This is a genomic window from Bradyrhizobium sp. BR 10261, assembly GCF_019455395.1.
GTDB lineage: Bacteria > Pseudomonadota > Alphaproteobacteria > Rhizobiales > Xanthobacteraceae > Bradyrhizobium > Bradyrhizobium manausense.
Map to the genome: position 1 here is coordinate 52,029 of NZ_JACOFQ010000010.1, position 26,838 is coordinate 78,866.

Here is a 26,838-nt window from a genome sequence, read left to right on the forward strand (position 1 = left end):
AGTGTAAAGATTTCACTTGACGGAAGCCTCGGCCGGCTCTATCCATCTTTACGATGTAAAGATAAGGATACGCCGTGCACCATGACGTGATCGCCGAGCGCCGCAACAATATCGCCCCGATCCCGTTCGAGGCGGACGCGCCTTTCCTCAAGATCGTCGGCGAATTGCCGCGCGAGCTGAACGGCACGCTCTATCGCAACGGCCCCAATCCGCAGTTCGATTCCCCCGGCGCCCACTGGTTCGTCGGCGACGGCATGCTGCACGCCTTCCATCTGGAGGAGGGACGCGCCTCTTACCGCAATCGCTGGGTCCGCACCCCGAAATGGCTCGCCGAGCACGATGCCGGCCGCGCGCTGTTCGGCGGCTTTGGACGCAGGTTGCCGGATGCGCCCACGAACCTGACCGACGGCGGCGTCGCCAATACCAACATCATCTTCCATGCCGGCAAGCTGCTCGCGCTTGAAGAAGGACATCTGCCGACCGAGATCGAGCCGGACACGCTGGCAACGCGCGGCTATTGCAATTACCAGAGCCGCATTGCCGGCCCTTTCACCGCGCATCCGAAGGTCGATCCTGTCACGGGCGAGCTGGTGTTCTTCGGCTACAATGCGGCGGGCCCGCTGACCGCTGCCCTCTCCTACGGATCGATCGACGCGGGCGGCAAGGTCACGCGCTTCGAGCGCTTCGAGACGCCCTATGCCAGTATGGTGCATGACTTCATCGTCACCGAACATCACGTGCTGTTTCCGATCCTGCCCCTCACCGGCAGCTTGGAGCGCGCGATGAGCGGCAAGCCGCCCTATGCCTGGGAGCCCGAGAAAGGCGCCTATGTCGGCGTGATGAAGCGCAACGGCACGGCAAAGGACATCGTCTGGTTCCGCGCCGAGGCCTGCTACGTCTTCCACGTCATGAATGCGTGGGAGGACGGCGACCGCATCATCGCCGACGTCATGCAATTCGAGCAAGCGCCGCTGTTTCCGCATCCCGATGGACGGCCGACGGATCCGGAGAAATCGCGCGCCCGCCACTGCCGCTGGAGCTTCGATCTCTCCGGCAAGACCGACCACTTTCAGCAGACTTATCTGGACGATCTCACCGGCGAATTCCCGCGCATCGACGATCGCCGTGCCGGCTTGAAGAGCCGTCACGGCTGGTACGCCTGCGCCAATCCGCGTCTGCCGATGTTCGGCGCCCTATCGGGCATCGTTCATGTCGACGGCACGGGCAAGCGGCTCGGGCAGTATCTGCTCCCGGCGGGCGACACCGTCTCCGAGCCTGTGTTCGTCGAACGATCGAAGGATGCGGCGGAAGGCGACGGCTGGCTGCTGGCGGTGGTCTGGCGCGCGCGGGAGAACCGTAGCGACCTCGCCGTGTTCAACGCCACCGACATCGAAGCCGGGCCCGCCGCGCTTGTGCAACTCGGCCATCGCGTGCCCGACGGCTTCCACGGCAATTGGGTGGGAACGCGATAGCTCTCACCTGTCATTCCGGGTCGCGCCACTTGGCGCGAGCCCGGAATCCATTTCGCTTCAGGTGATGCCGCCCGATGGATTCTCAGGTGCGCAATTGCGCACCGTAGCTCGACGCTTCGCGCCGCCCCGGAATGACGGGTAGAGGAGATCTCGATGCATATGCCTTCGATCACCGCGAACTATCTCGCCATCCTCGCGCTGATCTACGCCGCGCTCGCGCTGCAGGTCATTCGGCTGCGATGGAGCAGCAAGGCGCCCTTCGACGATGGCGGCGACGAAAACCTGCGCAGCGCGATCCGGGCCCATGGCAATTTCATGGAGTACGTCCCCATCATCACGCTGATGGTCGCGCTGCTCGAAATGTCAGGCGCATCGGTCTTGCGCATTCACGTGTTGATGGGCATGCTTCTGCTGTCGCGGCTGCTGCATCCGCTCGGCATGTACGCAAAGCCGGGCTCGCGCAAATTCACGATCTGCCGCGGCGGCAGCATCTTCCTGACCATCGGCGTTCTGATTGCCTCCGCGCTGACCATCCTGTCGCGCCTGCCCTGGGCCGCCATGGCGGAGGAGATGTCGGAACAAACCATTGCAACAATTGAGTTTTTACAAGTCATTCACGTCATTTTGACACTGTAAAGATTTTGCTTGACCCGGCGTCGGCGCTGAACTATCAATCTTGACATCGTAAAGATTGGTGCGACCGAGGCGACCATGACGATCTTCCTGATCCTTGCCCCCTATGGCGTCTACACTTTCCTGATGTTCATGACCTCGGCCACGATCAGCGTGTTCGCGGGCTCCGCGATCTGTCTCGCCACGATCGTGATCGATGTTGCCCGCGGCCGGTCGGTGAAAATCCTGGCCGCGGGCTCGGCGATCCTGTTCGCCGGCATCGGCCTCTTCCTCGTGCTGCACCCCACGCTCGGCACGCTCGGCGTCAAGCTCTCGGTCGATATCGGCATCTTCGTCATCTCGCTCGGCTCGATGCTGGCGCGGCGGCCCTTCACGCTGCAATACGCGATCGAGTCCGTTCCCGCCGAGACGGCGGCAATGCCCGGCTTCCTCACCGCCAACTACATCATCACCGCGGCATGGACCGTCGCCGCGCTGCTGATGATGGCCGCCAACATCGCGCTGCTCTACTTCCCGGGCCTGCCGGTGTGGTCGGGCCTCGCGGTCGCCTTCGCCGCCCGCAACAGCGCGATCTATTTCACCAAATGGTATCCCGAATATCGTCAGATCAAGTATGGTGCGCAGGCCGCCGCGCTGCCGGAAGCGCAGTGAAACAGGACCGACAATGAGGGACGTATTCGCCCGCCTCGCCTCCGACTTCCTCTCGGCCATCGTCTTCCTGGTGATCTATCTGATCACCGACAACGTCATCCTGGCGACGTCGGTGGCGGTCGCCGGCGCGATCGCGCAGGTGATCTTTGCCCGCGTCAAGGGGCGCGAGCTCGGCTACATGACCTATGCGAGCGTCGCGCTCGTCGTCGTGCTCGGCACGGTGACGCTGCTCACCAACGATCCCCGCTTCATGCTGGCCAAGCCCGCGATTGCGCATTTCGCGATCGGCGCGATCATGCTCAAGCGCGGCTGGATGCTGCGCTACATGCCGCCGATGGTGGTCGAGACCGCGCCGGAATATGTCATCGCTGCGGGCTATGCCTGGGCCGCGCTGATGTTCGCCCTCGGTGCCGGCACGATCATCGTCGCCTCGACCGGCGATCTGAAGCTGTGGGCGTTCTATATCTCGGTGATCGCGGGCGGCGCCAAGGTTTTGGCCTTTGCCGTGCAGTACGTGGTGTTTCGGATCGTCGTCACCAATCGCCGCCGCGCCGCCGCCCGCGCCTGATTGCCGCTGACACGACATTAGGCGCGCGGGCCGAGTTGCGCTATAGGCTCGGCCCGGGACTGGTTGCGGGTCGTCGCAACCGCCGGGACAATGTTCGGGAGACGCGAATGGCCGTGGACGGCAACTGGAATCTGACCATGACGACGCCGATGGGCGAGCGCCAGGCAACGCTGAGCCTGAAGCAAGCGGGCGGCACGCTCACGGGCACGCAGGGGGCGGACGGCAATACCGCCGAGATTTTTGACGGCACCGTCAGCGGCGACAACGTCTCCTGGAAAGTCTCGATCACCAATCCGATGCCGCTGACGCTCGAATTCACCGGCACGGTCTCCGGCGACAGCATCAACGGCGAGATGGGCATCGGCCCGATGGGCAGCTTCCCGTTCACCGGCGCGAGGACGTGAGGCTACTCGGTCATTCCGGGATGCGTGCGCAGCACGCAGGCCCGGAATCCATTCTTCCACCAACGTTGAAGCCCGATGGATTCTCAGATGCGCAATTGCGCATCATAGCTGGCGCCAAGAGGCGCGCCCCGGAATGACGGCGCTGGAGCGCCGCCTCAGCCCAGATTCAACTCCTTGAAGAAGTCGTTCCCCTTGTCATCGATGATGATGAACGCCGGGAAGTCGACGACCTCGATGCGCCAGATCGCTTCCATGCCGAGCTCGGGATATTCGAGCACCTCGACCTTCTTGATGCAGTGCTCGGCGAGGTTCGCCGCCGCACCGCCGATCGAGCCGAGATAGAAGCCGCCATATTTCTTGCAGGCTTCGCGCACGGCAGGTGCGCGGTTGCCCTTCGCGACCATCACCATCGAGCCGCCGGCGGCCTGGAACTGGTCGACGAAGGAATCCATGCGGCCCGCCGTGGTCGGACCGAACGCGCCGGAGGCGTAGCCCTCGGGCGTCTTGGCCGGGCCGGCGTAGTAGACCGGATGGTTCTTGAAATAGTCGGGCAGCGGCTCGCCCTTCTCCAGCCGCTCGCGCAACTTGGCATGCGCAGAGTCGCGCGCGACGATCATGGTGCCGGTCATCGAGACCCGCGTCTTGATCGGATATTTCGAGAACGTCGCCAGGATGTCTTTCATCGGCTGGTTGAGGTCGATCTTGACCACCTCGCCGCCGAGCGCCTCTTCGACCTGCGGCAGGTACTGCGCCGGGTTATGCTCGAGCTCCTCGAGATAGACGCCGTCCTTGGTGATCTTGCCGAGCACCTGGCGGTCGGCCGAGCAGGACACGCCAAGCCCGATCGGCAGCGAGGCGCCGTGGCGCGGCATGCGGATGACCCGCACGTCGTGGCAGAAATATTTTCCGCCGAACTGCGCGCCTACTCCGAGCGACTGCGTCATCTTGTGGATTTCCTTCTCCATCTCGACGTCGCGGAAGGCGTTGCCATCGGGCGAGCCGTGGGTCGGCAGCGCATCGAGATAACGGGCGGAGGCGAGCTTCACCGTCTTCATGCAGAGTTCGGCCGAGGTGCCGCCGATCACGATGGCGAGGTGATAAGGCGGGCACGCGGCGGTGCCGAGCGTCAGGATCTTCTCCCTCAGGAAGGCCAGCAACCGATCCTTGGTCAGCACCGAGGGCGTGGCCTGGAACAGAAAGCTCTTGTTGGCGGAGCCGCCGCCCTTCGCCATGAACATGAATTTGTAGGCGTCGTCGCCCTCGGCGTAGATCTCGCACTGCGCCGGCATGTTGTTGGCGGTGTTCTTCTCCTCATACATCGACAAGGGAGCAACCTGCGAGTAGCGCAGGTTACGGCGCAAATAGGCGTCGCGCGCGCCTTCCGAGAGCGCCGCCTCGTCCTCACCATCGGTGATGACGTTGCAGCCCTTCTTGCCCATGATGATCGCGGTGCCGGTGTCCTGGCACATCGGCAGCACGCCGCCGGCGGCGATGTTGGCGTTCTTCAGAAAATCCAGTGCGACAAACTTGTCGTTCGGGCTGGCCTCGCCGTCCTCCAGGATGGCGCGGAGCTGCTTCAGATGGCCGGGGCGCAAATAATGATTGATGTCGCCGAAAGCCGCTTCCGACAGCGCCCGCAGCGCCTCGCGCGACACCACCAGCATGTCCTTGCCCAGCACCTTCTCGACCCTGACGCCCTCGGACGAAATCTTCTTGTAGGGCGTCTCGTCCTTGCCCAGCGGGAACAGCGGGGTGTGCTTGTAGGGCGGGACGGGCTTGGACTGGTCGGGGAAGGCGGTGGGAGCGTTCATGGGGCGATCTCGGGTTTTGCAGCCCTGGCGGGCCTCTCAGCATGGAAGCGTTCTAAGCTTTTTTGCCACAAAGGGAAGGCGTCCTGGCGCGGCCGGGGCATCCCGATTCGGTGCCATATTTGGGTGCCATGACGGCCATTTTTGCCGCCTGCGTGCAATAGCTGGAGTTGTGCCCGGTCGAGCCGGGTTGCACCCCTTGCGCTTCGCGCGCGGCGACGGTTGAATGCGCGCCCTCAAGGGGCTTTTCATCATGATTTCCAGACTGCACGTCCGCGGCGCGATTGTTGTCGCCGCCGCAATCACCGGCCTTGTAACCCTCGCCGCGCCCGCGCGTGCCGACCAGTGCGACGACATCGCCAAGCAGCTTGCCGGCGGCATCGACGGGCTGAAGGTCAATTTCAAGGCCGCCAACATCATCTACCTCACCCATCCCGCGGCGAAGGAGCTGTCGCTCGGCTGCCGCTCCCAGGGACAGGCCTATTCCAACGAGCTCTACGCCAAGGGCGACCGCAAGCCGACGCCGCAGTTCTATGACCTCGTGGCCTCCGCGGCCGCGATCATCTTCACAGTGACCAAGGACGACACCACGACTGGCGCGACGCGCTGCCTGAAGCGCATGGGCCTGCTCCGCGGCGACAAGATCACCATGCGCTACAAGCGCCTCAACATGGAATGCACCCGCACCAAGACGGAAGCCGCGATCACGATCACACGGCCGAAGGACGAATAGGCCGGGCTACCTTCACTCCTTCCCCGAGTGTAGAGGGCATCGCGACGCTGCCCACGACGTACTCCGTCATTGCGAGCGCAGCGAAGCAATCCAGCGTCTTTCCACGGAGGGATTCTGGATTGCTTCGCTGCGCTCGCAATGACGAGGAGAGGCCACTGGCTCGCCGGGACATCGGGGCGATTGGCGCGAGAAAACGTCATTCAACCCACCAGATTCCTCGCATTTTAACGATTGGCTTGAAGGAAACTTCGTCCCTCGCAGGGCAGCGTCACCAGGTTCAATCTGTGAGGATCTGTGGATGAGCGTTTCCAGCGTTGCGCCGCCGCCTGTCACGATCGTGGTCCCGAGCTACGACACGACCAAGCAGCCGGACGACCAGACCAAGACCCAGGACAACGACCCGACTTACCAGCCGACGCCGCCGGCGCCGCTGCCCCCGGGTCAGGGCACCCGGATCGATCAGCTCGCCTGATCAAGCCTTTCTGCGATGGATCGCCCGGTCCTGACGACCGGGCCTTCGGCGTGCCCGGCCGCAACTTGCCGGATAGCGCAACCTCAGGCGTCGAGCTCGCGATAGCGCCGGAAGATGCCCTGCTCGTTGAAGGGAATGCGGCGCTCGCTGGCGAGATAGGCCTTGATGTTCGGCCGTGCGGAGACGCGGTCGTGCAGGCCGACGAGACCAGGAATATCCTTCTCGAACGCTTTCATGCGCCTGGGAAAGGCATATCGCAGTCCGGCGACGATCTGGAACAGCGAGAGATCGACGTAAGTCAAGCGTCGACCGGTGACATGGGCACCGCCGTTACTGTCGAGAAGCTGCTCGAAATAGCCGAGATATTTCGGCACGCGCTCGTTCCAGAAAGCGGCCGTGCGCTTCTTGGCCGGCGGTTTCTGGTCCTCATAATAGAGCGACGGTCCGAGCGGATGATGGGTGTCGTGGATTTCGACCACGAAATCGGTGATGGTGAGCTGAAGCTGGTGCACCCAGAGTTTGCCCGCTTCCGTCTTCGGCGCGAGGCCATGTCGCGCGCCGAGATAGAGCAGGATGTTGGCGGTCTGGCCGATGACGAGCTTGCCCGCTTTCAGGAATGGCGGCGCAAAGGGCGGCGTGCCCTTGCGGGCCTCCATCATCTTCATCATGGCGTCGCTGCCGCGCGGGCCGCGTGCGACGTCGACGTAAGCCGCACCCGCCTCCTCCAGCGCCAGCCGCACATATTCGCCGCGGCCCTGGATCTCGGGCCAGTAATAGAGCTCGTATTTCATGGGAAGGGTCCGTGAGCGTGGGAGCGACGGACCCAATGTAGCATGCGGTCGAATGTTCCGTCAGGATGAGACGGCGCCGCCTTGCTGACGCTCCATCACGCCGGTCCCCGAACGCCGTGTCGATTAATTGCTTCCCGAGATCGTGGCGCCGGGCGAGCATGCCAACATCAGCCGATCCTCAAGCGACCGGCCAGGGAGGATGCGGGAGTCTGTGGCGGAACCGTTCAGGGCGGTCTCCGCGGTCGCATCGGGGCTGCCGCCAGGCGCGGCGCGAGGGGAGATCGTCATGCACTGGAACACCGTCCGCCCAATCGCAGCACTTGCGCTTTGCTGCCTTGCCATCAGTCCAGGCGGCGCCTCGGCCGCGGAATTGCTCAAAGCCCGGCTTGCGCAAAACCTCGGGCCGATCTCCGGCCTTGCGATCGTCGCCAAATCGAAGGGGATTTTCGAAAGGAACGGACTGGACATCACGGTCTCGAACTTCACGTCCGGCAAGCAATGCCTGGACACCGTGATCGGAGGCGGCGCCGACATCGCGACGACGGCCGAGGCGCCGGTCACCGCTGCAGCGATGGCTGGCCAGCCCATCGCCTTCGTCGCCGGCATGGAATATTCCGACCTCAAGACGGTCGTCACGGCCAAGGCCGCCATCAAGACCAGGGCAGATCTTCGCGGCAAGCGAATCGGATTCACCGCCGGCACCGGCAGCGAGGTTTACACGGCGACCTTGCTGAAGTCGGCGGGATTGACGGCCAAGGATGTCACCCTCGTCAACCTGCGGCCGCAGGAGATGCTGCCGGCGCTCGCAGCCGGAAGCATCGATGCGATCGACACCTGGGAGCCCCACATCGCCAACGCGAAGAAGGCCCTGGGTGAAGCCGTCGCCGAGCTCGATACTTCAGGCACTTATTCCGAGACGTTCAACATCGTCGTCATGAGGCCCTATCTGGACGCCAACCCCGCGCTGATCGAGAAGTTCATCGCCGCGCTGATCGATGCCGAAGTCTGGATGAAGGCACATCCGGATGACGCGATCACGGTGGTGGCGGACGCTGTCGGCATGAAGCGGGACGAGTTCGCGCCGATCTGGACCGATTATGTCTACCGGGTGCGTCTCGACGACCGTCTGGTCGAGATTCTCAAGACCCACTCCGCATGGCGCCTCGAGAGCGGCAACCATCCTCCGGGAGCTGTGATGCCCGATTTCAGCAAGGTCATCATCAGCGAGCCGCTGAAAAAGATTGCCCCCGAACGGGTCACTCTTTCGTGGAAATAGGCCCCCGGACAACCATGCAGGACGGCACGTCAGCGCCACAACAGATTGCTGTTCGCAGTAGCGGCCGCAATCGGCGGCCGGATTCAGCCCGTCTTCGCCGCCTCAATATTCTGGTCGGGGCGCTGTCGCTGCCGCTGTTCGTCGGCCTCTGGGAATTGGCGTCGCGCTCCGGGGCCGTCAACATGGTGCTGTTTCCGCCGCCGACGGTGGTTGCCGCGGCCGTGCTCGAGTGGATACGAAGCGGACAATTCCTCGGCGATCTCACGGCCAGCCTCTATCGCGTCACCACGGGCTTCATCGTCGGCGGCGCGCTCGGCATCCTGCTCGGCATCCTCACCGGCCAATTCCCGGTCATGTCGAGCCTGCTGTCACCGCTCTTCCATATCCTGCGGCCAATTCCGCCGATCGCTTTCGTGCCGATCGTCATTCTCTGGTTCGGCCTGTCGGAGGCGGGCAAACTGTTCCTCGTCGTATGGGGCGTGTTCTTCACGGTCTGGCTTTCGACCCATATCGGCGTGCAGAAGGTCGACCGCGGCCTGATCCGGGCGGCCTTGATGCTCGGCACGCCGCGGCGGCAGATGCTGCAGGAGATCGTGCTGCTGGGCGCGCTGCCCTACATCGTGGTGGGCTTGCGCACCGCTGTCAGCATCTCCTTTTACACGCTGGTCGCGGCCGAGCTTGCCGGCACTTTCGCCGGCATCGTCTACCGGATCGAGATTGCGCAGCAGAACATGCAGACGGGCCAGGTCATGGGCGGGCTCGCCGCGCTCGGGCTGATATCATTCATTGCCGACCGGCTGTTTGCGGTTCTTGCCGAACGTACCGTCTGGTGGCGCTGATGTCGGGATCTCGATCGATCGTGAAACTGGCGCTGGCAAGCTCACCGGCCTCCGTGGAGGCGGCGCGGAAGCAACCGGCCATTCAAGTCTCGAACCTGAGCATCGTGTTCGACACCAACCGCGCGCAGACCATCGCGGTGGATCGCGTGTCCTTTGACGTCGCGCCTGGCGAGTTCGTCTGCATCGTCGGGCCCTCGGGCTGCGGCAAGTCGACGGTGCTCAACACGATCGCCGGACTGGAAGTGCCTTATGAAGGCGACATCCTGGTGGAAGGCTCGCCTGTTGGCGGCCCGCGGCCCGATGTCGGCATGGTGTTCCAGCAGCCGCACCTTTTCCCCTGGAAGTCGGTCCGCAGGAACATCGCGCACGGCCCCAGGATGAATGGCAAGTCCAGGAAGGAAGCGAATGCGATCGCCGACGATCTGATCGCGATGATCGGTCTCAAGCGTTTCGCCGACGCCTATCCAAACACGCTGTCCGGCGGCATGCAACAGCGCGTGGCAATCGCGCGGGCGCTGGCCAACAAGCCCCGCGTGCTGCTGATGGACGAGCCCTTCGGGGCCCTCGATGCGCAGACCCGGGCGGTGATGCAAGACAATCTGCTGGAGCTGCGCGACCGGATCAAGGCGACAATCGTGTTCGTCACCCATGACATCGATGAAGCCATCGTGCTGGCCGACCGCGTTCTCATCATGAGCGCGGGACCCGGCCGCATCCTGCGCGAGGTCGCGGTCAAGCTGCCGCGTCCGCGGTCGAGTTCGGTCATGGTCGAACCATCCTATCTTTCCCTCAAGAAGGATTGTCTCGACGTCATCCGCGCCGAAGGATTGCGGGCGTTTAATCAGTCGGACGCGAGCTGATCGCCTCGACCTCGCAAATCGAGAGAAGAATCGCATTGCGCTGGCATGGTTCTTGAATAATCGACGCCGGGTCTCACGGTGGAGCCGGCGATGCACAGGGCGAACAGCGCGATAGCGGCAGGTGTGATGCTGGCCGAGTCGGACGACCTCGTCAGGCCGCTGCCTGGCCTGCTCGATGGCCTCAACCGGGCCGATCGCAATCGCCTGCGTGCGATCGGACGCGAGAAGACGCTGGAAGCCGGCCAGCTGGTCTGGTCTCAGGGCGACGCACAGGTCGGGATCTACCTGATCAGCGAGGGGCGCATCCGCAGCTATTATGCGGCGCCGTCGGGGCGCGAGGTCACCCTCGCCTACTGGTTTCCCGGCAACTTCGTCGGCGGCCCCGACATGTTCGGAACGGGCCCACATATGTGGACGTCGGTTGCGGCCGAACGCAGCCAGCTGACGTTCATGCCCGGACCGGCGCTGCGGCGGCTTGCGCTGGAATCGGCGGCGATCGCCGTCGCCTTGCTGGATGCCCTGGCGTTCAAGGCGCGATGCTATTCGGCGATGGCCCAGATGCTTGGGACGCGCTCGGTGACCGAGCGACTGCACAGCCTGCTGATCTTCCTGTCGCACGTCTACGGCGTGAAGCGCGACAACGAGATCGTCGTCGGCATGCCGTTTACCCATGGCGATCTCGCCAATCTCATCGGGTCCACCCGCCAATGGGTGACCGTGCAACTCGCGCGGCTCCAGGAGGAAGGCGCGATCCGGTACGACAGATCCGTGATTTCGATCCTGGATCTTTCGATGCTCGGGCAGGAGATGGAATAATCTCGCCTTTCAGGCGCTGGACTTCAATTCGAACGCCGCTCGGTCTGCACCAGCCTCGAATCGCCGCGCCAGTCCGATCAGCGCGCGATCGTGCCAGGCCGGCGCCAGCAGGGTCACGCCCATCGGCATGCCATCAGGCAATGTCGCGTTCGGAACCGCTACGCCGCAGAGATCAAGCAGATTGGCAAAGTACGAATAGTAGCCGAGGTGATTGTTGAGGGTGACCGGATCGCGCAGCATCTCCTCCAATGTGAAGGGCCGCGGTGCGGTCGGGACCACCAATGCATCGATCCCCGCAAAGATCGCCTCGGCGTCGCGGCGCAGCCGGTGCAAACGGTGAATCGCGCCGAACGTATCGATCGCCGAATAGCCGGCGGCCGAGGCCAGCACGGTCCTGGTGACATCGAGCAGGGAGCCGGACTCAATGTCCAGGAGCGCAGCGATTGCCGAGTGCCGCTCGGCAACCCAAGGTCCGCTGAACATCAACTCCCCGGCCTGGCGGAACGGGGTGAAGTCCACCTCAACAGCCGTTCCGCCGATCTCGTTGAAACGCGCGCAGGCGCGCTCATAGAGCTCGCCGCATTCCGGCATGCCGAAGCATTCGAGATCGGCGGATGCAATGCGGCCGAACCGGAACGATGACAACGATCCGCCGGCGAAGGAAAACGCCCTTGGCCGGCGGCTGTAGGGGTCTTCGAAGTCGAACCCTTCGATGATGTCGAGGATCGCCTCGCCATCGCTGACGGTATTGCAGAACACCGAAACGCAATCGATCGTCGGACAATTCGGCACCAGCCCGCGTGACGACACCAGCCCAACGGTCGGCTTGATTCCGACGATGTTGTTGAAACCGGCGGGTATGCGGCCGGACCCGCCGGTGTCGGTGCCGAGCGCGAACGCCACGTGCCCCGCCGCGACGGCGACCGCAGACCCGGAACTTGAGCCGCCCGAGACATAGCGGCTATCTGCAACCGACGCGCACGGGCCATAGGGCGAACGCGCGCCGGACAAGCCTGTGGCAAACTGATCGAGATTGGTCTTTCCGAGGCAAATTGCGCCGGCCGCGCTGAGGCGTTCGACGCTGCGCGCGGAATGCCAGGGCGTGTAGCTGAACGCCGGGCATGCGGCGGTGGTCGGCATTCCCTCGACGTCGATATTGTCCTTTACGCCAAAGGGAATGCCGAGCAGCGGAAGATGTTCGCCGGTCCGCGCGCGCGCCACGAGCTTGCGGCATGCTTCGAGCGCCTCCTCGCGCGGGCGGACATAGATCCAGCAATTGCGGTCGCGCTCAGCCTCGATCCGGTCATAGGCAGCTTCAATCGCCTCCAACGGCAAGGACGAATTCCTGGCGGGGTTGTCATGATGTGTCCTGGAGTGCGCGACGGACTGGCTCACCGAATATCTCCTTCTGCACCTGGCTGGCGCGAAGTTGCGGGAGCTCGGCGGAGGCAACAAGCAATTAAGTGCTTCCCGGAAAATGCTCGGCCGTAGCAGGACATCGGCGGCTCAACGAAAAAGGGCGCCGTGCTTGAGGCACGACGCCCTCGTTTGTTGCTCTGCGTGCGCTCAGTTGGTCTGCTGGATCGCCGACAACTCCCAGGGGCTGCCCGGGCGGCGCGCGAAGGTCCAGACTTCGGTGACCTCGCCAGGCTGCTCGCTGCCGGCAACGATCGCGCCGGTGTTGCGGTCGACCGTCGTGTCGGTGAGCGAAAAGCGCATCGCCACGGTCGCGTAATCAGTCTCGCCTTCACGCCAGGCTTCCGCGAGATCGCCCTGCAACAGCTTCACGTTGGTCACCTTGTTGACGACGTTGCGCGCGCGGTTCTGGGCAAGGTCCTGCTCGAAATAGGAGACCATTTCCGGCGTCGCGAGCGTGTGCAGCTTTGCAATGTCCTCATTCGACCACGCCGACTGGATGTCGCCGAGCAGACGCTCGAACGCCTCATAATCAGCAGGCTTGATCTCGAGCGGCGCGTTGTTGGCGCCGAAGCCCAAGCCGCCGCCCAGACCAGAGCCAAGACCGCCACCAAGACCGCTGCGATAGTTCGTCTGCGGTCCCGCACCGGCATAGGCCGCCTGCGGCGAATTGCGGCGCTGCCACCAGGACATCGCCAGCCGCACCACGAACACGACGAGCACGATCTGGATGATCAGGCCCAGGATCGACGACAGGCCGCCAAGACCACCGAACAGACCGCCACCGAACAGCATGCCGAAAAGGCCTGCGCCGAGGAAGCCGGCCGCAAGACCACCCAGGAAACCGCCGCCGCGGCCGAACAGGCCGCCGCGCGAGGGCGCAGCATTATTCATGCCGGCGCCCGGCTGGCTATAGGTGCGGTTGAATTGCGAGGTCGAGCCCGGCGCGGTCGTGGTCGACGGCGGGGCCGAGAACGTCCGCGAACCGCGCGAACCCGACGAGAAGCCGCCGCCGACGCGGGCGTCAGCGGACGAGATCGCCAGCGCCGTCGGCAGCGCGAGCGCCAGAACGACGGCAATCGTCTTCACGAGACTGCGGGACCATTGCGAGAAATTCATGTTCGTTTCCCAAATCCCCGGCATGGGGACGTGCCAGTAACATGGGCAGACTTCACCAAAAAGGAAGCCGGTTTCGGAACCCGCGGCTGCGGCCCTCGGTCGCGGGGACGGTAAAAGTCCATATTTGACGCGGGGTTGGCCGGATATGGGCGGGAACCGTGGTCGCGGGGTACCGGTGGTCTACCGAGGGGGAATTCCGCTCCCTCCCCGTCATTGCGAGGAGCCCTTGCGACGAAGCAATCCAGAATCCCTCCGCGGTAGCAGTCTGGATTGCTTCGCTACGCTCGCAATGACGGAGTCTGAGGCGCCTCCGCCCCTACCTCACTCACCCCTGCTTCGTCATCGTCTCCTTCACCGCCGCCACGAGCTGGCTGAGCGTGAACGGCTTTGGCAGGAAGTCGAACTGCTGGCCCTCGGGCAGGCTCTTCTCGAAAGCATCCTCGGCATAGCCGGAGACGAAGATGAAGCGGATATCAGGGTTCTTCTCCCGCATCGCCTTGAGCAGCGTCGGACCATCCATTTCCGGCATGACGACGTCAGAAACGACGAGATCGATCGCGCCGCTCTGCTCGTCCAGCACCTCCATCGCCTCGACGCCATTCTCTGCCTCGACCACGGTATAGCCGCGCGAGCGCAGGCCGCGAGCGTTCAGCGCGCGCAGGCCCTCTTCGTCCTCGACCAGCAGGATGGTGCCCTGCCCGGTGAGATCGGTGCGAGGCTTGGCCTCCACAGCGGCGGGCGCAGCGTCCTTGGCGGCGCCGTTGGTCGCGGCCGCCACGGCCGCAGGCTGCTCGACCTGGACTTCCGGCTCGGCGTGGTGACGCGGCAGGAAGATGTGGAACGAGGTGCCCTGCCCCGGCTCGGAATCGACGTAGATGAAGCCGCCGGTCTGCTTGACGATGCCGTAGACGGTTGAAAGGCCAAGGCCAGTGCCCTTGCCGACTTCCTTGGTCGAGAAGAACGGCTCGAAGATCTTGTCCCTGATATCAGCAGGAATGCCGGTGCCGGTGTCGGCAACTTCAATCCGCACATAATCCGCCGCCGGCATGCCCTTGTAGGCGAGCTTGCCCGCCTCTTCCGTCGCGACGTTGGCGGTACGGATGATCAGCTTGCCGCCGTCGGGCATGGCATCGCGCGCGTTCACCGCGAGATTGACGATGACCTGCTCGAACTGGGAGACGTCGACCTTGACCGGCCAGAGGTCGCGGCCGTGGATCAGGTCGAGCTTGACCTTCTCGCCGATCAGCCGGCGCAGCAGCATGGTGAGATCGGAGAGCGCATCGCCGAGATCGAGCACCTGCGGCCGCAGCGTCTGCCGCCGCGAGAAGGCGAGCAGCTGCCGCACCAAGGTCGCAGCCCGCGTCGCGTTCTGCTTGATCTGCATGATGTCCTGGAACGATGGATCGGTCGGCTTGTGCGCGTTCAGCAGGAAGTCGTTCGCCATCATGATGGCGGAGAGCACGTTGTTGAAGTCGTGAGCGATGCCGCCGGCAAGTTGGCCGACCGTCTCCATCTTCTGCGACTGGTTGATCTGGTTTTCCAGCGCACGCCGCTCGGTGGTCTCGAGCATGTGCACGATCGCGGCTTCCGCGTCGTTCTCGGCGGCATCGACCGGCGTGACGAAGAACTGGCCCCAGCGCTCCTTGGGTCCTTCCAACGCCACTTCGACCGGCGCGATGTCCGCCTGGTTTTCGGCGGCCTGATTGATGGCTGCAATCAAAAGGTGCCGATCGCGCGCATTGACCGCGCGGAAGATCGACTTGGAGGCGCTGTCGAGCCCGAGGCCCTGCGCGAGCTTGGCGTAGCGCGCATTCGCGCGCACGACGTTGCCGCCGCGATCGACGGTGGCGATCGCCATCGGCGTGTGGTCGAAGAAGCGCATGAAGCGCACTTCGGCCGCACGATCAGGATCGCCGCGCTCGTCACGGGCGCGGCTGATGACGAGCGTGCGCGAGGGTCCTGGCGCGCCGTCGGCGCCGAAGGCGAGCTTGTGATAGAGCCGGACCGGCATGGTCTTGCCGGTGCGCATGCGCAGATCGATGTCGAAGACTTCAGTCTTCACCTCGCCCGGCACCGCCACGATCGAAGACAGCAGCGAAGCGCCGTCGCCCGAGACGATGTCGGCGAGCTTCAGGCCGCCCGAGCCGATCTCGGCGAGATCATAGTCGAGCCAGTTGGCCAGCGTCGCGTTGACATAAGCGAGCTCGCCGGCGGGATTGACCGAGAAGAAGCCGCACGGCGCGTGATCGAGATATTCGATCGCGTGCTGGAGCTCCTGGAACACGTCTTCCTGGCGCTCGCGGTCGCGGGTGATGTCGGCGATCGACCACACCGCATATTTGGCCTCGCGCTTGCCGGTGCCGAGCGGACGCACCCGCATGCGCAGCCAACGCCCGTGGCTGCCGTCCTGGCCGGAAATGCGCACCTCTTCCTGCTGCCGTTTTCCTTCGCGGGCGGCTTTCAGCAGGCGGAACACGGCTTCGGAAACGTCAGGATTGCCGATGAAGACGCGCTCCACGGGGCGCACGTCCTGCGGGCCGGCGGCACCGGTCAACGTCAGATAGGCCGCGTTGGAATAGACCACATGGCCGCGCGGATCGGTCACGGCCAGGCCGTCGAACGCATGGTCGGAGATGCGGCCGATGATGGGATCGTCGAGATTACGGTCGGCGAAGCGGATGATCCCGGCGGCGAAGGCGAACAGGTTGAACAGGCCGATCATCGCCAGCACGGCGAGGATGCCGAGGATGTAGGGCTGCGCCTGCGCGCGCCCGAGCGTCATCAGGCCGACGGCGACCGCGACGAGGCCGGCGGCCACCAGCAGCACCAGCGCAATGCTGCCCGAGCGCGGCGACGGCTCATGCGCCGCAACGGGCTCGCGTGACAGATCGTGGTCGGTCTCGGCGGTCATTTCACGCTAGGGCAGCCTGTCGGCAGAGAATCAACGTGCCACAGGGCACGTCGGGTCCTCCCTGCCTGAATCGGACCCGCAGACGCAAGGGCGACAGGGGCGAAAGGTACGCTGATTCCCAGTTTACGGCCATTTCCGGTACTTTTCCGGGGTTTTATTGCCGCGCGGCACTGAAACCGCGCTTCAGCCGGATGACATAGCCGATGACTTCGGCGACCGCATGGTAGTGCTCGACGGGGATTTCCTTGTCGATTTCTGCGGTCGCATAGAGCGCGCGGGCCAATGGCACGTTCTCGACGATCGGGATGTCGTGCTCGCGCGCGATCTCCCGGATCTTGAAAGCGAGGTTGTCGACGCCCTTGGCGACGCAGATCGGCGCCGACATGCCGCGTTCGTAGGATAGCGCCACCGAATAGTGGGTCGGGTTGGTGATGATCACCGACGCCTTGGGAACCGCCGCCATCATGCGCTTCTTGGAGCGCTGCTGCCGCAACTGCCTGAGCTTGCCCTTGATGTGCGGATCACCTTCGGACTGCTTGAACTCTTCCTTGATCTCCTGCAGCGACATCTTCTGCCGCTGGAACCAGCTGCGATACTGGAAGAAATAATCCCCGATGGCGATGATCGCGAGCGCTGCAACCACCGCGCCGAGCAGATGGACGGTCAGGCTGGTGGAGGCGCCCAACATGGCCATCGGATCGAACTTGACCATCGCCTCCATGCGGTGCCGCTCCGGCCACAGGATCGTGGTCATGACCACACCGAGCACGACCAGCTTGCCGATGCCCTTGAGAAAATTGACCCCCGCCTGCTTGCCGAAGATGCGCTTGAAGCCGGCAGCCGGCGAGAGCTTGCTGAATTTGGGAATGAGGGATTCGGTCGACCACACCAGCCTGTGCTGCAGCATGTTGCCGGCAATGGCCGCGATCACCAGCATCAAGAGCGGCACGCCGACCGCAGCCAGCACCGCGACCTCGATCTGCTGCATCAGCGCGAGCAGATTGCCGGAATCGGTTTTGATCATCCAGGAATTGGCGAGCAGATTGCGCAACGGCGTCAGCAGGCCGCTGCCGACCGAGCCCGAGAAGGTCGAGACCACCAGCGTGCCGCCCGCGATCATGAACCAGGTGTTGATCTCCTGGCTTTTGGCGACGTCGCCGCGTTCGAGCGCCTGGTCGAGGCGCTTTTGTGTCGGGTCTTCTGTTTGACTCTCTGGATCGTTGTCTTCCGCCATCGATCACCCGTCACTTGAGCGGCAGCATCTGGTGCATGACGCCGATGAAGTAGTCGAGATAGGTGCCCATCATCGCGGTGAGCACCACGGCCAGCACCATGAAGCCCGCGAAGATCGACAGCGGCACGCCGACGAAATAGACCTGCATCTGCGGCATCAGGCGCGCCAGCACCCCAAGTCCGATGTTGAAGACGAGGCCGAACACCAGGAACGGCCCCGACAACTGCAGGCCGAGCAGGAACGCGGCGGAGAAGGCGCGCGTCGCCAGCGAGGCGACGTCGCCGCTCGAGACGGTCTCGCCCGGGGCAAAGATCGAATAGCTGTCGTTCAGCGCCGCGATCACCAGATGATGGCTGTCGGTGGCGAACAGCAAGGTCACGCCCAGCATGGTGAGGAAGTTGCCGACCAGAACGCCCTGCTGCCCCTGGGTCGGATCGACCGAGGTGACGAAGCCAAGTCCCATCTGCTGCGCGATCACCGCGCCCGCGACCTGGAGCGCCGCGAGCGTCACGCGCGCGGTGGCGCCGAGCACGATGCCGATCACGATCTCATGCAGCATCAGGACCAGCATCGGCGCGAGCGAGCCCATGTCGACCTGATAGGCATTGCGATGCAGCGGCAGGATGATCAGCGTGAGCAGCAGCGCGATCGACAGCTTCACCCGCGTCGGGATGTTGGTCTCGCCAAGCCCCGGCAGCAGCATCACCATCGCGCCGACCCGGGCGAAAGCGAGCATGAAGGCCGCGGCAAGTGCCGGCAGCAGCGAGACGTCGATGCGCATGGTGAGCGCATTGTGCCTCAGCCGCCGATGATTCGCGACGAGATCCGCAGCATGTGGGAATGCAGCGCGTCGGCCATGAACGGCAGCGCCAGCAGCATTGTGGCAAAGATGGCCAGAATCTTCGGCACATAGACCAGCGTCTGCTCCTGGATCTGTGTCAGCGCCTGGAACAGCGACACGATCACGCCGACCACCAGCCCGACCACCATCAGCGGCGAGGACACGATCACGATGGTCCAGATCGCATCGCGGGCGACATCGAGGGTCTCGGGTCCGGTCATTTTCAATTTCTCACTCTGTCTTGTCATTCCGGGGCTCGCGAAGCGAGAACCCGGAATCCATTCAGCCGCGTCATCTGAGCACCATAGATTCCGGGCTCGCGACTTCGTCGCGCCCCGGAATGACGATCAGATCGGCATCTTCATGATGTCTTCATACGCCGCGATCACGCGGTCGCGGACCGAGACCAGCGTGGACACCGCGACATCGGTGTCGGCGACCGCCGTCACCACGTCCATGACGTTGGCCTTGCCGTTGGCCATCGCCACGGTCTGCGCGTCGGACTTGCGGCCGGATTCCATGACGCTGCCGACGGCGTCTTTCAGCAGCGCGGCAAAGGACTGCCCGTTCGGCTCGCTGCCCTTGCCCGCGCCGGTGTTTTCCAGCACGCGCGCAAGATTGGCGTAGGCATTGGCCGCGATTGTCGGTGTTGCCATGGCTTAAAATTTCCTGTTCAGGCCTTGAGGATGTCGAGCGTGCGCTGGATCATCCGGCGCGTTGCACTGATGATGTTGACATTGGCCTCGTAGGACCGCTGCGCATCGCGCATGTCGGTCATCTCGACCACCGAATTCACATTGGGATATTTGACGTTGCCGCTGGCGTCCGCCGCCGGATTTGTCGGCTCGTATTTGACGCGGAAGTCGGACTGGTCGGGCTTGATCCTGCCGAGCGTGACCACCTGCGCGTCGAGCGTGCGGTCGAGCGCGGAGGAGAACGTCGGCACTTTGCGCCGATAGGGATCGCCGCCTGCGGTGGGCGAGGTCGAGTCCGCATTCGCGATGTTCTCGGAGATCACCCGCATGCGCCCGGCCTGGGCCCGCAGGCCCGAGGTCGCGATCGCCATGGAGCGGGCAAAGTCACTGCTGTCATTCGCCATGATTTAGCTCCTCCCGCTCTAGCCTTTGCCGATCGCGGTCTTCAGAAGATGCAGGCTCTTCGAGTAGAGCGAGGTCACCGCCGCGTAATCCATCTGGTTGTTGGCGGACTTCATCATCTCGTCTTCGAGATTGACGGCGTTGCCTGCGGGGCGGGTCTCGAAACCCGCGTTCTTGTTCTGGTCGAAGCTTGAGGCCGCACCCGATGGCGTCATGTGGGAGGCGCTGGTGACAGTCATGGCCAGGGTCCCCATCAATCCTGTGGTGGCTCCGTTCTTGTCGAACTTCGGCTCGACCAGGTCGCGTGGCCGGAAATTGGGGGTATCGGAATTGGAGACGTTCTCGGACAGGACGCGCTGGCGTTCCTGGTGCCACTGCATCTTGGTGCGAAGCGCCGACAGCACCGGAAGATCGTTGATGGACATGGTTGCGGCTCCTTCCGCCTCTTGCGGACGCTGAGATCCGAAGCTAGGCAGAATTTGCCGCGTGTATGGTTAACAGGTGGTTAAGGCACGGCGGATCCATGTTTCCGATTGAGACATGCAACCCCCTCCCCGCGATTCGCCCCGTTCCAAAAGCCGCATTAACCCAACCGCTTGGCGACGCACGCACAGGCCAAGAAGTCGTTTTGGATCGGGCGATTCATGGGTTATTAAGAGTTGGGGACGGCAAAACTTGCCGCGGGACGTTAAGAAATCAGAGGTTTGGGGCATCGCAGGCCTATGGTCGGGATCCGACCATAGGCACGACAGAAGCGCCAATTACCGGGGACAGGTATGAACGGTAGTCCTATCACCTTCATCGTCGCGTTCATCGTCGTTCTGGCGTTGATCGGCGTCGCGGCGTGGCTGGTCCGCCGATTCGCGACCACCCGGCTCGGCGCCAACACCCAGCGCGGCAGGATGCCCCGGCTCGCCGTGATCGACGCCGCCGCGGTCGACGGCCGCCGGCGCCTGGTGCTGGTCCGCCGTGACAATGTCGAGCATCTCCTGATGATCGGGGGCCCCACCGACATCGTCGTCGAACCGAATATCGTGCGCGCCGCCGCCGGCCGTGACCAGATTCCGCAGCGTCCCAGCGCCGCCGAGCCGCCGCGCCTCGCTCCGATGCCCGATGCCGGCAGCTGGGCCGACGAGGCGCCGCGCCCCGAAGTGCTCGACCATCCCGAACCGCAGATGCCCGAGCCGCCGCCCCGGCCCGCGCGTCCGTCGTTCGCCGACGAGGTCCGCCGGCCGGCGCCTGCACTGGCCGAGCGCCGCAGTGAGCCGCAGCTCGGCGGCTTCCCGCCTGAACCGATGCCGCGTCCCGAGCGTGAGTCTCGTCACGAGCCAATGCCGCGCGTTGCACGCAACGAACCGCCGCTGATGCCGCGCCCGCCGCGCCAGAGCGATCCGGCGAAAATGCCGCCGGTACGCGCCGAGCGTGCAGCTGCGCCGCCACCTCCTCCGCCCGTACCGCAGGCCGCTCCCCCCGTTCCGCCGCCGGCCCCCGTTGCCGCCGCGCCGTCGAGCGCCGAGCAGAATCTCGCCGAGATGGCCCAGCGCCTCGAGGCTGCCTTGCGCCGTCCGGCCGGCGAGCCCATCGCCCCGCCGGTGGCACCGGATGCGCCTGCCCCGCGCGCTGCCCGCGCCGAGCCGCCCGCACCTCCGGCTCCGCCGGCAAGGCCGGCTCAGGAGAAGACCAGCTTTGAAAATCTCGAAGACGAGATGGCCTCGCTGCTCGGCCGTCCGAAGCCGTCTTCGTGAGGCTGCCGTCGTTCCCGCGTAGAGTATTCTTTTTTTCTGTCCTGATCGCCGCGACGTCGCTCGCGATGCCCGTGCATGCGCAGGACATCAGCATCAATCTCGGCGGCGGCGGGGCTGGTGGTGGCGGCGTCACCGAGCGTGCGATCCAGCTGATTGCGCTGCTCACGGTGCTGTCGATCGCCCCGTCGATCCTGATCATGATGACGTCGTTCACGCGCATCGTGGTCGTGCTGTCGCTGCTGCGCACTGCGATGGGCACGGCGACCGCGCCACCGAACTCCGTGATCCTGGCGCTGGCGATGTTCCTCACCTTCTTCGTGATGGGACCAGTGCTGCAGAAATCCTATGACGACGGCATCCGCCCGCTGGTCGCCAACCAGATCAGCGTCGAGGACGCGTTCCAGCGCGCCTCCGTCCCGTTGCGCGGCTTCATGCAGAAGAACGTGCGCGAGAAGGATTTGAAGCTGTTTCTCGATCTCTCCGGCGAGCCGCCACCGGCGACGCCCGACGAGCTCGCGTTGCGCATCCTGGTCCCGGCCTTCATGATCTCGGAGCTGAAGCGCGCCTTCGAGATCGGCTTCCTGCTGTTCCTCCCCTTCCTGATCATCGACCTCGTCGTCGCCTCGGTGCTGATGTCGATGGGCATGATGATGCTGCCGCCCGCGACGATCTCGCTGCCGTTCAAGCTGATCTTCTTCGTGCTGGTCGACGGCTGGTCGCTAGTGGCGGGGAGCCTGGTGCAGAGCTACGGGGGATAGTCGGGCGCCGGGCGCAACATGTGGCGCATCCACCCGGCGCCAATGATTGCCACCGACGTTTGCCCGTCATTGCGAGGAGCCCTTGCGACGAAGCAATCCAGACTGCCTCCGCGGAAAAATTCTGGGTTGCTTCGCGGAGCCTGTCATCGGGCCGCGCTTTGCGCGGACCCGTTGGCTCGCAATGACGAGTGTGTGGCGACGCCTCGGGCCGCGCGTCGCGCGGAGTGACGCTCCTACTTCACGTCATACTGCTTGCTGAGGTGATCGCCGATCTGCACCAGCATGGCGACACTCTCCGGGAAGCCGGGCTTGTCACGTGTGGCCTGGTCGGCGTCGCCGCGGAACTCCCAGCTGTCGCCGTCGCGGACAACAGAGATGACGAGGCTGTCAGGGCCGTCGGCATGGACCTTCAATTCGGCCCGCGCCATGGCGATGAGTTCGGCTTCGGTCTTGGCAGGCTTGCTCATATCGTCGCTCTCCCGGCATGAAGGTGGGCAGGTTGCCGCCTCGGCCGGCACCTGTCGAGAGGCCAGAAGCAGCAGAATTTCTACCGCGTCATCTTGATCTGCCGCACGACGGGGATCGTCGGCAGCGAGCCGGTGTGCTCGGTCCCGTCCTTGGCCTGCGGCGAGGCCGGGGCGCGGGCGGTGGCGTCGGGGAAGCGCTGCTTCATCTCGCGGAGGAAACCGTCGAGCGTGTCGACGCTTGCGGCGAGTTTTGCGATCTCGGCGAATTCGGCGCTGGAGGCGGCGGCCGGCTTGCTGGCGATGTCGAAGGCAATCCGGTCGGCGCTCTCGCTCATCAAGGGCGCGTATTTCTCGCGAAAACGCGACAGCCCGATCGAATCGTCGGCGAGCGCATAGCCGACGGCGGCGCGGATGATGTCGCTCTTCTCGACTGCGTTGAGCGGCTTGAAGTCGCGGAAGCGATCGCCGTAATAGAGCTCGATCTGCTCGGCGGACTCGCGCCAGCGCCGCGCCGCCCAGAAGATATCCGACCGCAGCCGCAGCACTTCACGCCCCGCTACGTTGGAAACGATGTCGAGCGCGAGGTCATGGCGGCCGACGTCGCTCTGCGCCCGCGCCTCGAGCAGCAGGCGCTGCTGCCGCAGCTCACCGGAGAGGTCGCTGATGCGGCTGGCGCGCAGCGCCGTGATCGCCATGTCCGGCTTGCGGTTGGCGAGGTAGATCATGGCAAGGCGCGCGGCGACCTGCGCGCGCGCTGCACCTTCGAGGCGGTGGTCGACCTGGTATTGCAAGAGTTCGGCGGCCTGGTCGAGCAGGTCGATCGAAGCGAGACGATCGGCAAGACGGCGGATCAGTTCGTCGCCGCGGCGGCCGATGGGCGTCAGCTCGCGAAACTCGTAGAACATCCCGAGCGCCTCGACCGGCGGCAGTTCATCGCCTTTGGGCCCCAGGAAGATCTGCGTAAACAGATCCGACGCCAGATCCTGCGCCTGGCGCGAGGCTTCCGAGTTCGGCTGCATCTTCGTCGCGGTGCGCGCCGCGGTGAGCGCGTCGCGGTAGCGCCCGTTTTCGGAATAGAGCTGCGATAGCATCTGCAGCGTCTTGACCTCGATCGAGTCGCCGCGCCAGGTCATCGACAGCGTCTCGAGCTCCTTCAGTGCCTCTTCCTTGCCGATCTCGTCGCGCTTCTGGCGCAACGCGACCTCGAGCTGCTTGGCTTCGGCGGCGGCCTGCCGGTCGGCCGAGGCAACCGCGAATTTATAGTCGTCGAGTGCGTCCTTGTCGTGCCCGAGCGCTTCGGCGAGCCGGCCGCGCAGCACCGCAAAGCCCGGCGCCGCCTCCGGCGGCACGCCGACCACTTCGATCTCGCCGCGGCGCTTGGACGCGCCGGCATAGTCCTTGACCTCGAGCGAGGCGCGCATCGCATCCATCGTCACGATGCGCTGGATGTCCAGCGGCAGCGAGGCGATGGCGAACTCGACGTTCTTGAATTTTTCGCGGGCGTCCGCCCATTTGCCCTGGCGCGCATAAGCGAGCGCCTTCCAGAGCTGGGAATCGTGGCTGTTGCCGATCACGGGGTTGGCGAGATCCTTCAGGCCCTGGGTCGTACGCCCGATCAGGATGCTCGCGATCGCATGGATGATCAGCGCGCTGCTCTCCTCCTTGTTGAGTGGATCTGAAAGCATCACCTCGGTCACGGACTTGGCTTCGTAATACATCGCGCGCGACATGTAGAACTGGGCGAGATCGAGCCGCGGCAGCGAGCGCTGCGCCGGCTCGACGGCCGAGATCGCCGTGATCAGATCGCTCTGGCGCGTCCAGAAATCTTCCGACTGGCCCTTGCGCCAGCTCTCGGGACTGAAGACCGGCCGCACCGCAGTCGGTGCGCGCTCCGCAGAGACGTCGACCGGCGACAGCGTCAGGCCGCCCTTCTTGCCGAGAATGACCTTGTCCTGTCCGACCTCGACGCCGACATCGTCAGAATTCGGCCGGATCGCGATACCGTGCGCGGATTCCAGCAGCGAGAGATCGACGAGATCCTGTCGCTTGATGAAGCCGCGGACCGGCCGCTGCGCGGTGACGACGTAGAGCATGTCACCGGCGTCAGGGTCGGTAAGCTTGTGCAGCTGGCCCGGATTGGCAAAGGGGATGGCGATGTTGGCGAGTGCGGGATCGGTGATGTTGCGAGACATCATCAGCGGCAACGGCGGTGCCTGGATCTTGTCGGCGAGCGTCAGCAGCCAGTTGGTCTCCTTGCCGATCTCCTCGCTGGTCAGCGAATAGACCAGCGGACGGGTGAGACGGATTCGCACCGCCTGTCCCTTCTCGAGCGGCATGCGGCTGACCTCGCCGATCATCGCACCACCCCGGGCGCGGATCGCTTCGACATCGATGGGCTTTGGCGAGTCGAACACCAGCCACACCGTGTCGCCGCGGCGGAACGCTGCCGCCGGCGTTGCAACGGAAAGCGGGAACGTCACGCGCAAGCCGTCGCTGTCGCGCCGCGCATCGACGCTGGCAACAGGGGACGGCGGGCCGGCTTGCGCCTCGACCGGAGCCGGTTTGGGCGCGTCCTTTGCTGCTTCCTTGACCGTCTCCTTGGTCTGTTCCTTGACCGGCTCCTTCGCGGATTCCTTCGCGACCTCTTTAGGCGCTTCGGCAGCCATTGGCTTGGCAGGTGCAGCGGCTTCCATTGCGGGCGGCGCGGGCTTGGGCGCATCCGTGACATGCGGAGCTTCGGTCGAGTTGACGGCAGCAGCAGGTTTCGGCGCTTCGGCTGCCGGCATCGCGGCGGGCGTTTCGGGCTTCACCTCGATCTTGGCTTCGCGCGCGATCGCCTCCGAGGTCGGCGGCTTGATCTCGCTATGAGCCTCCTTCGGCTTGGCGGCCGCAGCCTTTTCAGCCGCCGGCGCCGGTCCGTGACCGCCGGCCTCAGCCTTTGCGATCGCGGCCTCCGGCGTCGCCGCGGTCTTGCCCTTGTCGGGCTGGAAGGCGATGTCGACGACATAGTTCTTGTCGTCACGGAAGGAGTGCACGTCGGAATCGCCGATCAGCGCGATCTCGACGCTGGTCGTATCGATGTCAGCCTTCTGCTTGATCGAAGCGACGTTCGGCGGCGCGGCGACGACGGCATCGGCGAGATCGAAGTTGAGATTGGCATTGAAGACGAGCGTGAGCTTCTGCTCATTGAGCACGGAGGAAACGCCGACGCCGTCGGGCATCTCGAACACGAAGCGCACGAAGGTCGGCTGGACCGAGGCGCGCACGCGGATCGGCGGACGCTTCTTGCTTTCGGCTGCGGCGCGCTGGGCGCGCAGTGCGCGCTCGGCAACACGGGCGCGCTCGGCGAGCTCCTTCACCACATCCATCGGCAGGCTCGGTGGCGGGCCCTTCCATCCCTCCGGCAGCAGGTCGATGAAGGTGCGCTCGCCCGCATTCATGGTGTTGACGGTGACGCGCCGCGCCAGCGACAGCCTGATGGCGCTGCCATCAGGGTCGCGACGCGCGGAGTTGATATAGTCGGGCGCGCCCTCCGGCACGCGATCGACGGGAACGTCGACCGGGCGGTCGAAGCGGATGACGAGAATGGAGCCGGCGGTCGTCACCTCGGAGGGAACATCCTCGCCGAGCTTGATGACGAGGCGGGCGAAGCCGCCGCCGGCCGAGAGAGTCGCCTCGCCCCGGATCGGGTCGGCGGCGCGGGCAAAAGAATTAAGAATGACCAGCGCGCAGGCGCCGAGCAAGACCGCTTTCCGGACATGGCGCGACAGCGCCAGCGCCAGGGCGCGGGCTCGCGACACAAATCCAGCGGCAGCCTCTCGCGCCATTGGCGGCATTTCTTCCGGTTCGACGGTCCACGCCGGCGCTATGGCCGGCCCATGCCTTCGAATGTAGGTTTTGCCAATTAAGGACTTCTTAAGTATGAGC

Annotated in this window: 26 protein-coding genes; 13 read left to right on the forward strand and 13 right to left on the reverse strand. The window is 64.6% G+C overall.

The window, feature by feature from the left end; all coding sequences use genetic code 11:
* Nucleotides 1-74: 74 nt before the first annotated feature.
* The 5 genes from HYH07_RS13680 to HYH07_RS13700 all read left to right on the forward strand — a co-directional run bounded on the left by HYH07_RS13680 (nt 75) and on the right by HYH07_RS13700 (nt 3,728).
* Nucleotides 75-1,472, forward strand: a complete 1,398-nt coding sequence (locus HYH07_RS13680; protein ID WP_220002986.1) for a carotenoid oxygenase family protein — start codon at nt 75-77, stop codon at nt 1,470-1,472.
* 153 nt (nt 1,473-1,625) lie between these two features.
* Complete coding sequence (locus tag HYH07_RS13685; RefSeq protein ID WP_220002987.1) at nt 1,626-2,108, forward strand: MAPEG family protein; 483 nt, start codon at nt 1,626-1,628, stop codon at nt 2,106-2,108.
* Nucleotides 2,109-2,183: 75 nt separating this feature from the next.
* Nucleotides 2,184-2,756, forward strand: a complete 573-nt coding sequence (locus HYH07_RS13690; protein WP_220002988.1) for a hypothetical protein — start codon at nt 2,184-2,186, stop codon at nt 2,754-2,756.
* A 13-nt stretch (nt 2,757-2,769) separates the two neighbouring features.
* The gene (locus HYH07_RS13695) at nt 2,770-3,324 is read left to right on the forward strand and encodes an inner membrane-spanning protein YciB (RefSeq protein ID WP_220002989.1); all 555 of its coding nucleotides are present in this window, start codon (nt 2,770-2,772) and stop codon (nt 3,322-3,324) included.
* A gap of 107 nt (nt 3,325-3,431) precedes the next feature.
* Complete coding sequence (locus HYH07_RS13700; RefSeq protein ID WP_220002990.1) at nt 3,432-3,728, forward strand: hypothetical protein; 297 nt, start codon at nt 3,432-3,434, stop codon at nt 3,726-3,728.
* 155 nt (nt 3,729-3,883) lie between these two features.
* Here the strand turns inward: HYH07_RS13700 and HYH07_RS13705 are convergent, their stop codons facing one another.
* The gene (locus HYH07_RS13705; RefSeq protein WP_220002991.1) at nt 3,884-5,539 is read right to left on the reverse strand and encodes a fumarate hydratase; all 1,656 of its coding nucleotides are present in this window, start codon (nt 5,537-5,539) and stop codon (nt 3,884-3,886) included.
* 250 nt (nt 5,540-5,789) lie between these two features.
* Here HYH07_RS13705 and HYH07_RS13710 point away from each other — a divergent pair, with 250 nt between their 5' ends.
* On the forward strand, nt 5,790-6,269 hold the full coding sequence (locus HYH07_RS13710) for a hypothetical protein (protein ID WP_220002992.1): 480 nt from the start codon (nt 5,790-5,792) through the stop codon (nt 6,267-6,269).
* Nucleotides 6,270-6,567: 298 nt separating this feature from the next.
* Nucleotides 6,568-6,741 carry a hypothetical protein gene (locus HYH07_RS13715; RefSeq protein WP_167353975.1) on the forward strand — a complete coding sequence of 58 codons (174 nt, stop codon included), beginning with the start codon at nt 6,568-6,570 and terminating at the stop codon, nt 6,739-6,741.
* An 83-nt stretch (nt 6,742-6,824) separates the two neighbouring features.
* Here the strand turns inward: HYH07_RS13715 and HYH07_RS13720 are convergent, their stop codons facing one another.
* On the reverse strand, nt 6,825-7,532 hold the full coding sequence (locus HYH07_RS13720) for a glutathione S-transferase (protein ID WP_220002993.1): 708 nt from the start codon (nt 7,530-7,532) through the stop codon (nt 6,825-6,827).
* A gap of 286 nt (nt 7,533-7,818) precedes the next feature.
* On the opposite strand from HYH07_RS13720, the gene HYH07_RS13725 reads away from it, so the two are divergent.
* From HYH07_RS13725 to HYH07_RS13740, 4 genes are all read left to right on the forward strand, one after another.
* A complete protein-coding gene (locus HYH07_RS13725) occupies nt 7,819-8,808 on the forward strand; it encodes an ABC transporter substrate-binding protein (protein WP_220002994.1) in 990 nt (329 codons plus the stop codon).
* Nucleotides 8,809-8,822: 14 nt separating this feature from the next.
* Nucleotides 8,823-9,647: an ABC transporter permease gene (locus HYH07_RS13730; protein ID WP_228749523.1), complete on the forward strand. Its 825-nt coding sequence runs from the start codon at nt 8,823-8,825 to the stop codon at nt 9,645-9,647.
* Nucleotides 9,647-10,507: an ABC transporter ATP-binding protein gene (locus tag HYH07_RS13735; RefSeq protein WP_228749524.1), complete on the forward strand. Its 861-nt coding sequence runs from the start codon at nt 9,647-9,649 to the stop codon at nt 10,505-10,507. Before HYH07_RS13730 ends, HYH07_RS13735 begins: the two co-directional genes overlap by 1 nt.
* A gap of 90 nt (nt 10,508-10,597) precedes the next feature.
* Nucleotides 10,598-11,323, forward strand: a complete 726-nt coding sequence (locus HYH07_RS13740; protein ID WP_220002996.1) for a Crp/Fnr family transcriptional regulator — start codon at nt 10,598-10,600, stop codon at nt 11,321-11,323.
* A 9-nt stretch (nt 11,324-11,332) separates the two neighbouring features.
* On the opposite strand, the gene atzF is transcribed toward HYH07_RS13740, so the two are convergent.
* The 9 genes from atzF to flgB form a co-directional block, all read right to left on the reverse strand.
* The gene (gene atzF, locus HYH07_RS13745) at nt 11,333-12,718 is read right to left on the reverse strand and encodes an allophanate hydrolase (protein ID WP_220002997.1); all 1,386 of its coding nucleotides are present in this window, start codon (nt 12,716-12,718) and stop codon (nt 11,333-11,335) included.
* A 171-nt stretch (nt 12,719-12,889) separates the two neighbouring features.
* The gene (locus HYH07_RS13750) at nt 12,890-13,882 is read right to left on the reverse strand and encodes a Tim44 domain-containing protein (RefSeq protein WP_220002998.1); all 993 of its coding nucleotides are present in this window, start codon (nt 13,880-13,882) and stop codon (nt 12,890-12,892) included.
* A gap of 301 nt (nt 13,883-14,183) precedes the next feature.
* Nucleotides 14,184-16,769 (reverse strand): cell cycle histidine kinase CckA, encoded by a 2,586-nt coding sequence (gene cckA, locus HYH07_RS13755; RefSeq protein WP_220002999.1) that lies wholly within the window; start codon nt 16,767-16,769, stop codon nt 14,184-14,186.
* 154 nt (nt 16,770-16,923) lie between these two features.
* The gene (gene flhB, locus HYH07_RS13760) at nt 16,924-18,003 is read right to left on the reverse strand and encodes a flagellar biosynthesis protein FlhB (protein WP_220003000.1); all 1,080 of its coding nucleotides are present in this window, start codon (nt 18,001-18,003) and stop codon (nt 16,924-16,926) included.
* 10 nt (nt 18,004-18,013) lie between these two features.
* Complete coding sequence (fliR, locus tag HYH07_RS13765; RefSeq protein ID WP_057747374.1) at nt 18,014-18,784, reverse strand: flagellar biosynthetic protein FliR; 771 nt, start codon at nt 18,782-18,784, stop codon at nt 18,014-18,016.
* A gap of 17 nt (nt 18,785-18,801) precedes the next feature.
* On the reverse strand, nt 18,802-19,065 hold the full coding sequence (gene fliQ / locus HYH07_RS13770) for a flagellar biosynthesis protein FliQ (RefSeq protein ID WP_027534765.1): 264 nt from the start codon (nt 19,063-19,065) through the stop codon (nt 18,802-18,804).
* A gap of 126 nt (nt 19,066-19,191) precedes the next feature.
* The gene (fliE, locus tag HYH07_RS13775; RefSeq protein ID WP_057747375.1) at nt 19,192-19,500 is read right to left on the reverse strand and encodes a flagellar hook-basal body complex protein FliE; all 309 of its coding nucleotides are present in this window, start codon (nt 19,498-19,500) and stop codon (nt 19,192-19,194) included.
* Between the two features lie 17 nt (nt 19,501-19,517).
* A complete protein-coding gene (gene flgC, locus HYH07_RS13780) occupies nt 19,518-19,943 on the reverse strand; it encodes a flagellar basal body rod protein FlgC (RefSeq protein ID WP_220003001.1) in 426 nt (141 codons plus the stop codon).
* Between the two features lie 18 nt (nt 19,944-19,961).
* A complete protein-coding gene (flgB, locus tag HYH07_RS13785) occupies nt 19,962-20,366 on the reverse strand; it encodes a flagellar basal body rod protein FlgB (protein WP_220003002.1) in 405 nt (134 codons plus the stop codon).
* 351 nt (nt 20,367-20,717) lie between these two features.
* On the opposite strand from flgB, the gene HYH07_RS13790 reads away from it, so the two are divergent.
* Both HYH07_RS13790 and fliP read left to right on the forward strand, forming a co-directional pair.
* Nucleotides 20,718-21,686, forward strand: a complete 969-nt coding sequence (locus HYH07_RS13790) for a flagellar biosynthetic protein FliO (protein ID WP_220003003.1) — start codon at nt 20,718-20,720, stop codon at nt 21,684-21,686.
* On the forward strand, nt 21,683-22,444 hold the full coding sequence (gene fliP, locus HYH07_RS13795; protein WP_220003004.1) for a flagellar type III secretion system pore protein FliP: 762 nt from the start codon (nt 21,683-21,685) through the stop codon (nt 22,442-22,444). Before HYH07_RS13790 ends, fliP begins: the two co-directional genes overlap by 4 nt.
* A 233-nt stretch (nt 22,445-22,677) precedes the next feature.
* Here fliP and HYH07_RS13800 read toward each other — a convergent pair whose 3' ends face one another.
* Both HYH07_RS13800 and HYH07_RS13805 read right to left on the reverse strand, forming a co-directional pair.
* Entirely contained in the window at nt 22,678-22,911 is a 234-nt protein-coding gene (locus HYH07_RS13800; RefSeq protein ID WP_220003005.1) for a hypothetical protein, read from the reverse strand.
* 80 nt (nt 22,912-22,991) lie between these two features.
* Nucleotides 22,992-26,738: a tetratricopeptide repeat protein gene (locus tag HYH07_RS13805; protein WP_220003006.1), complete on the reverse strand. Its 3,747-nt coding sequence runs from the start codon at nt 26,736-26,738 to the stop codon at nt 22,992-22,994.
* Between the last annotated feature and the right edge of the window lie 100 nt (nt 26,739-26,838).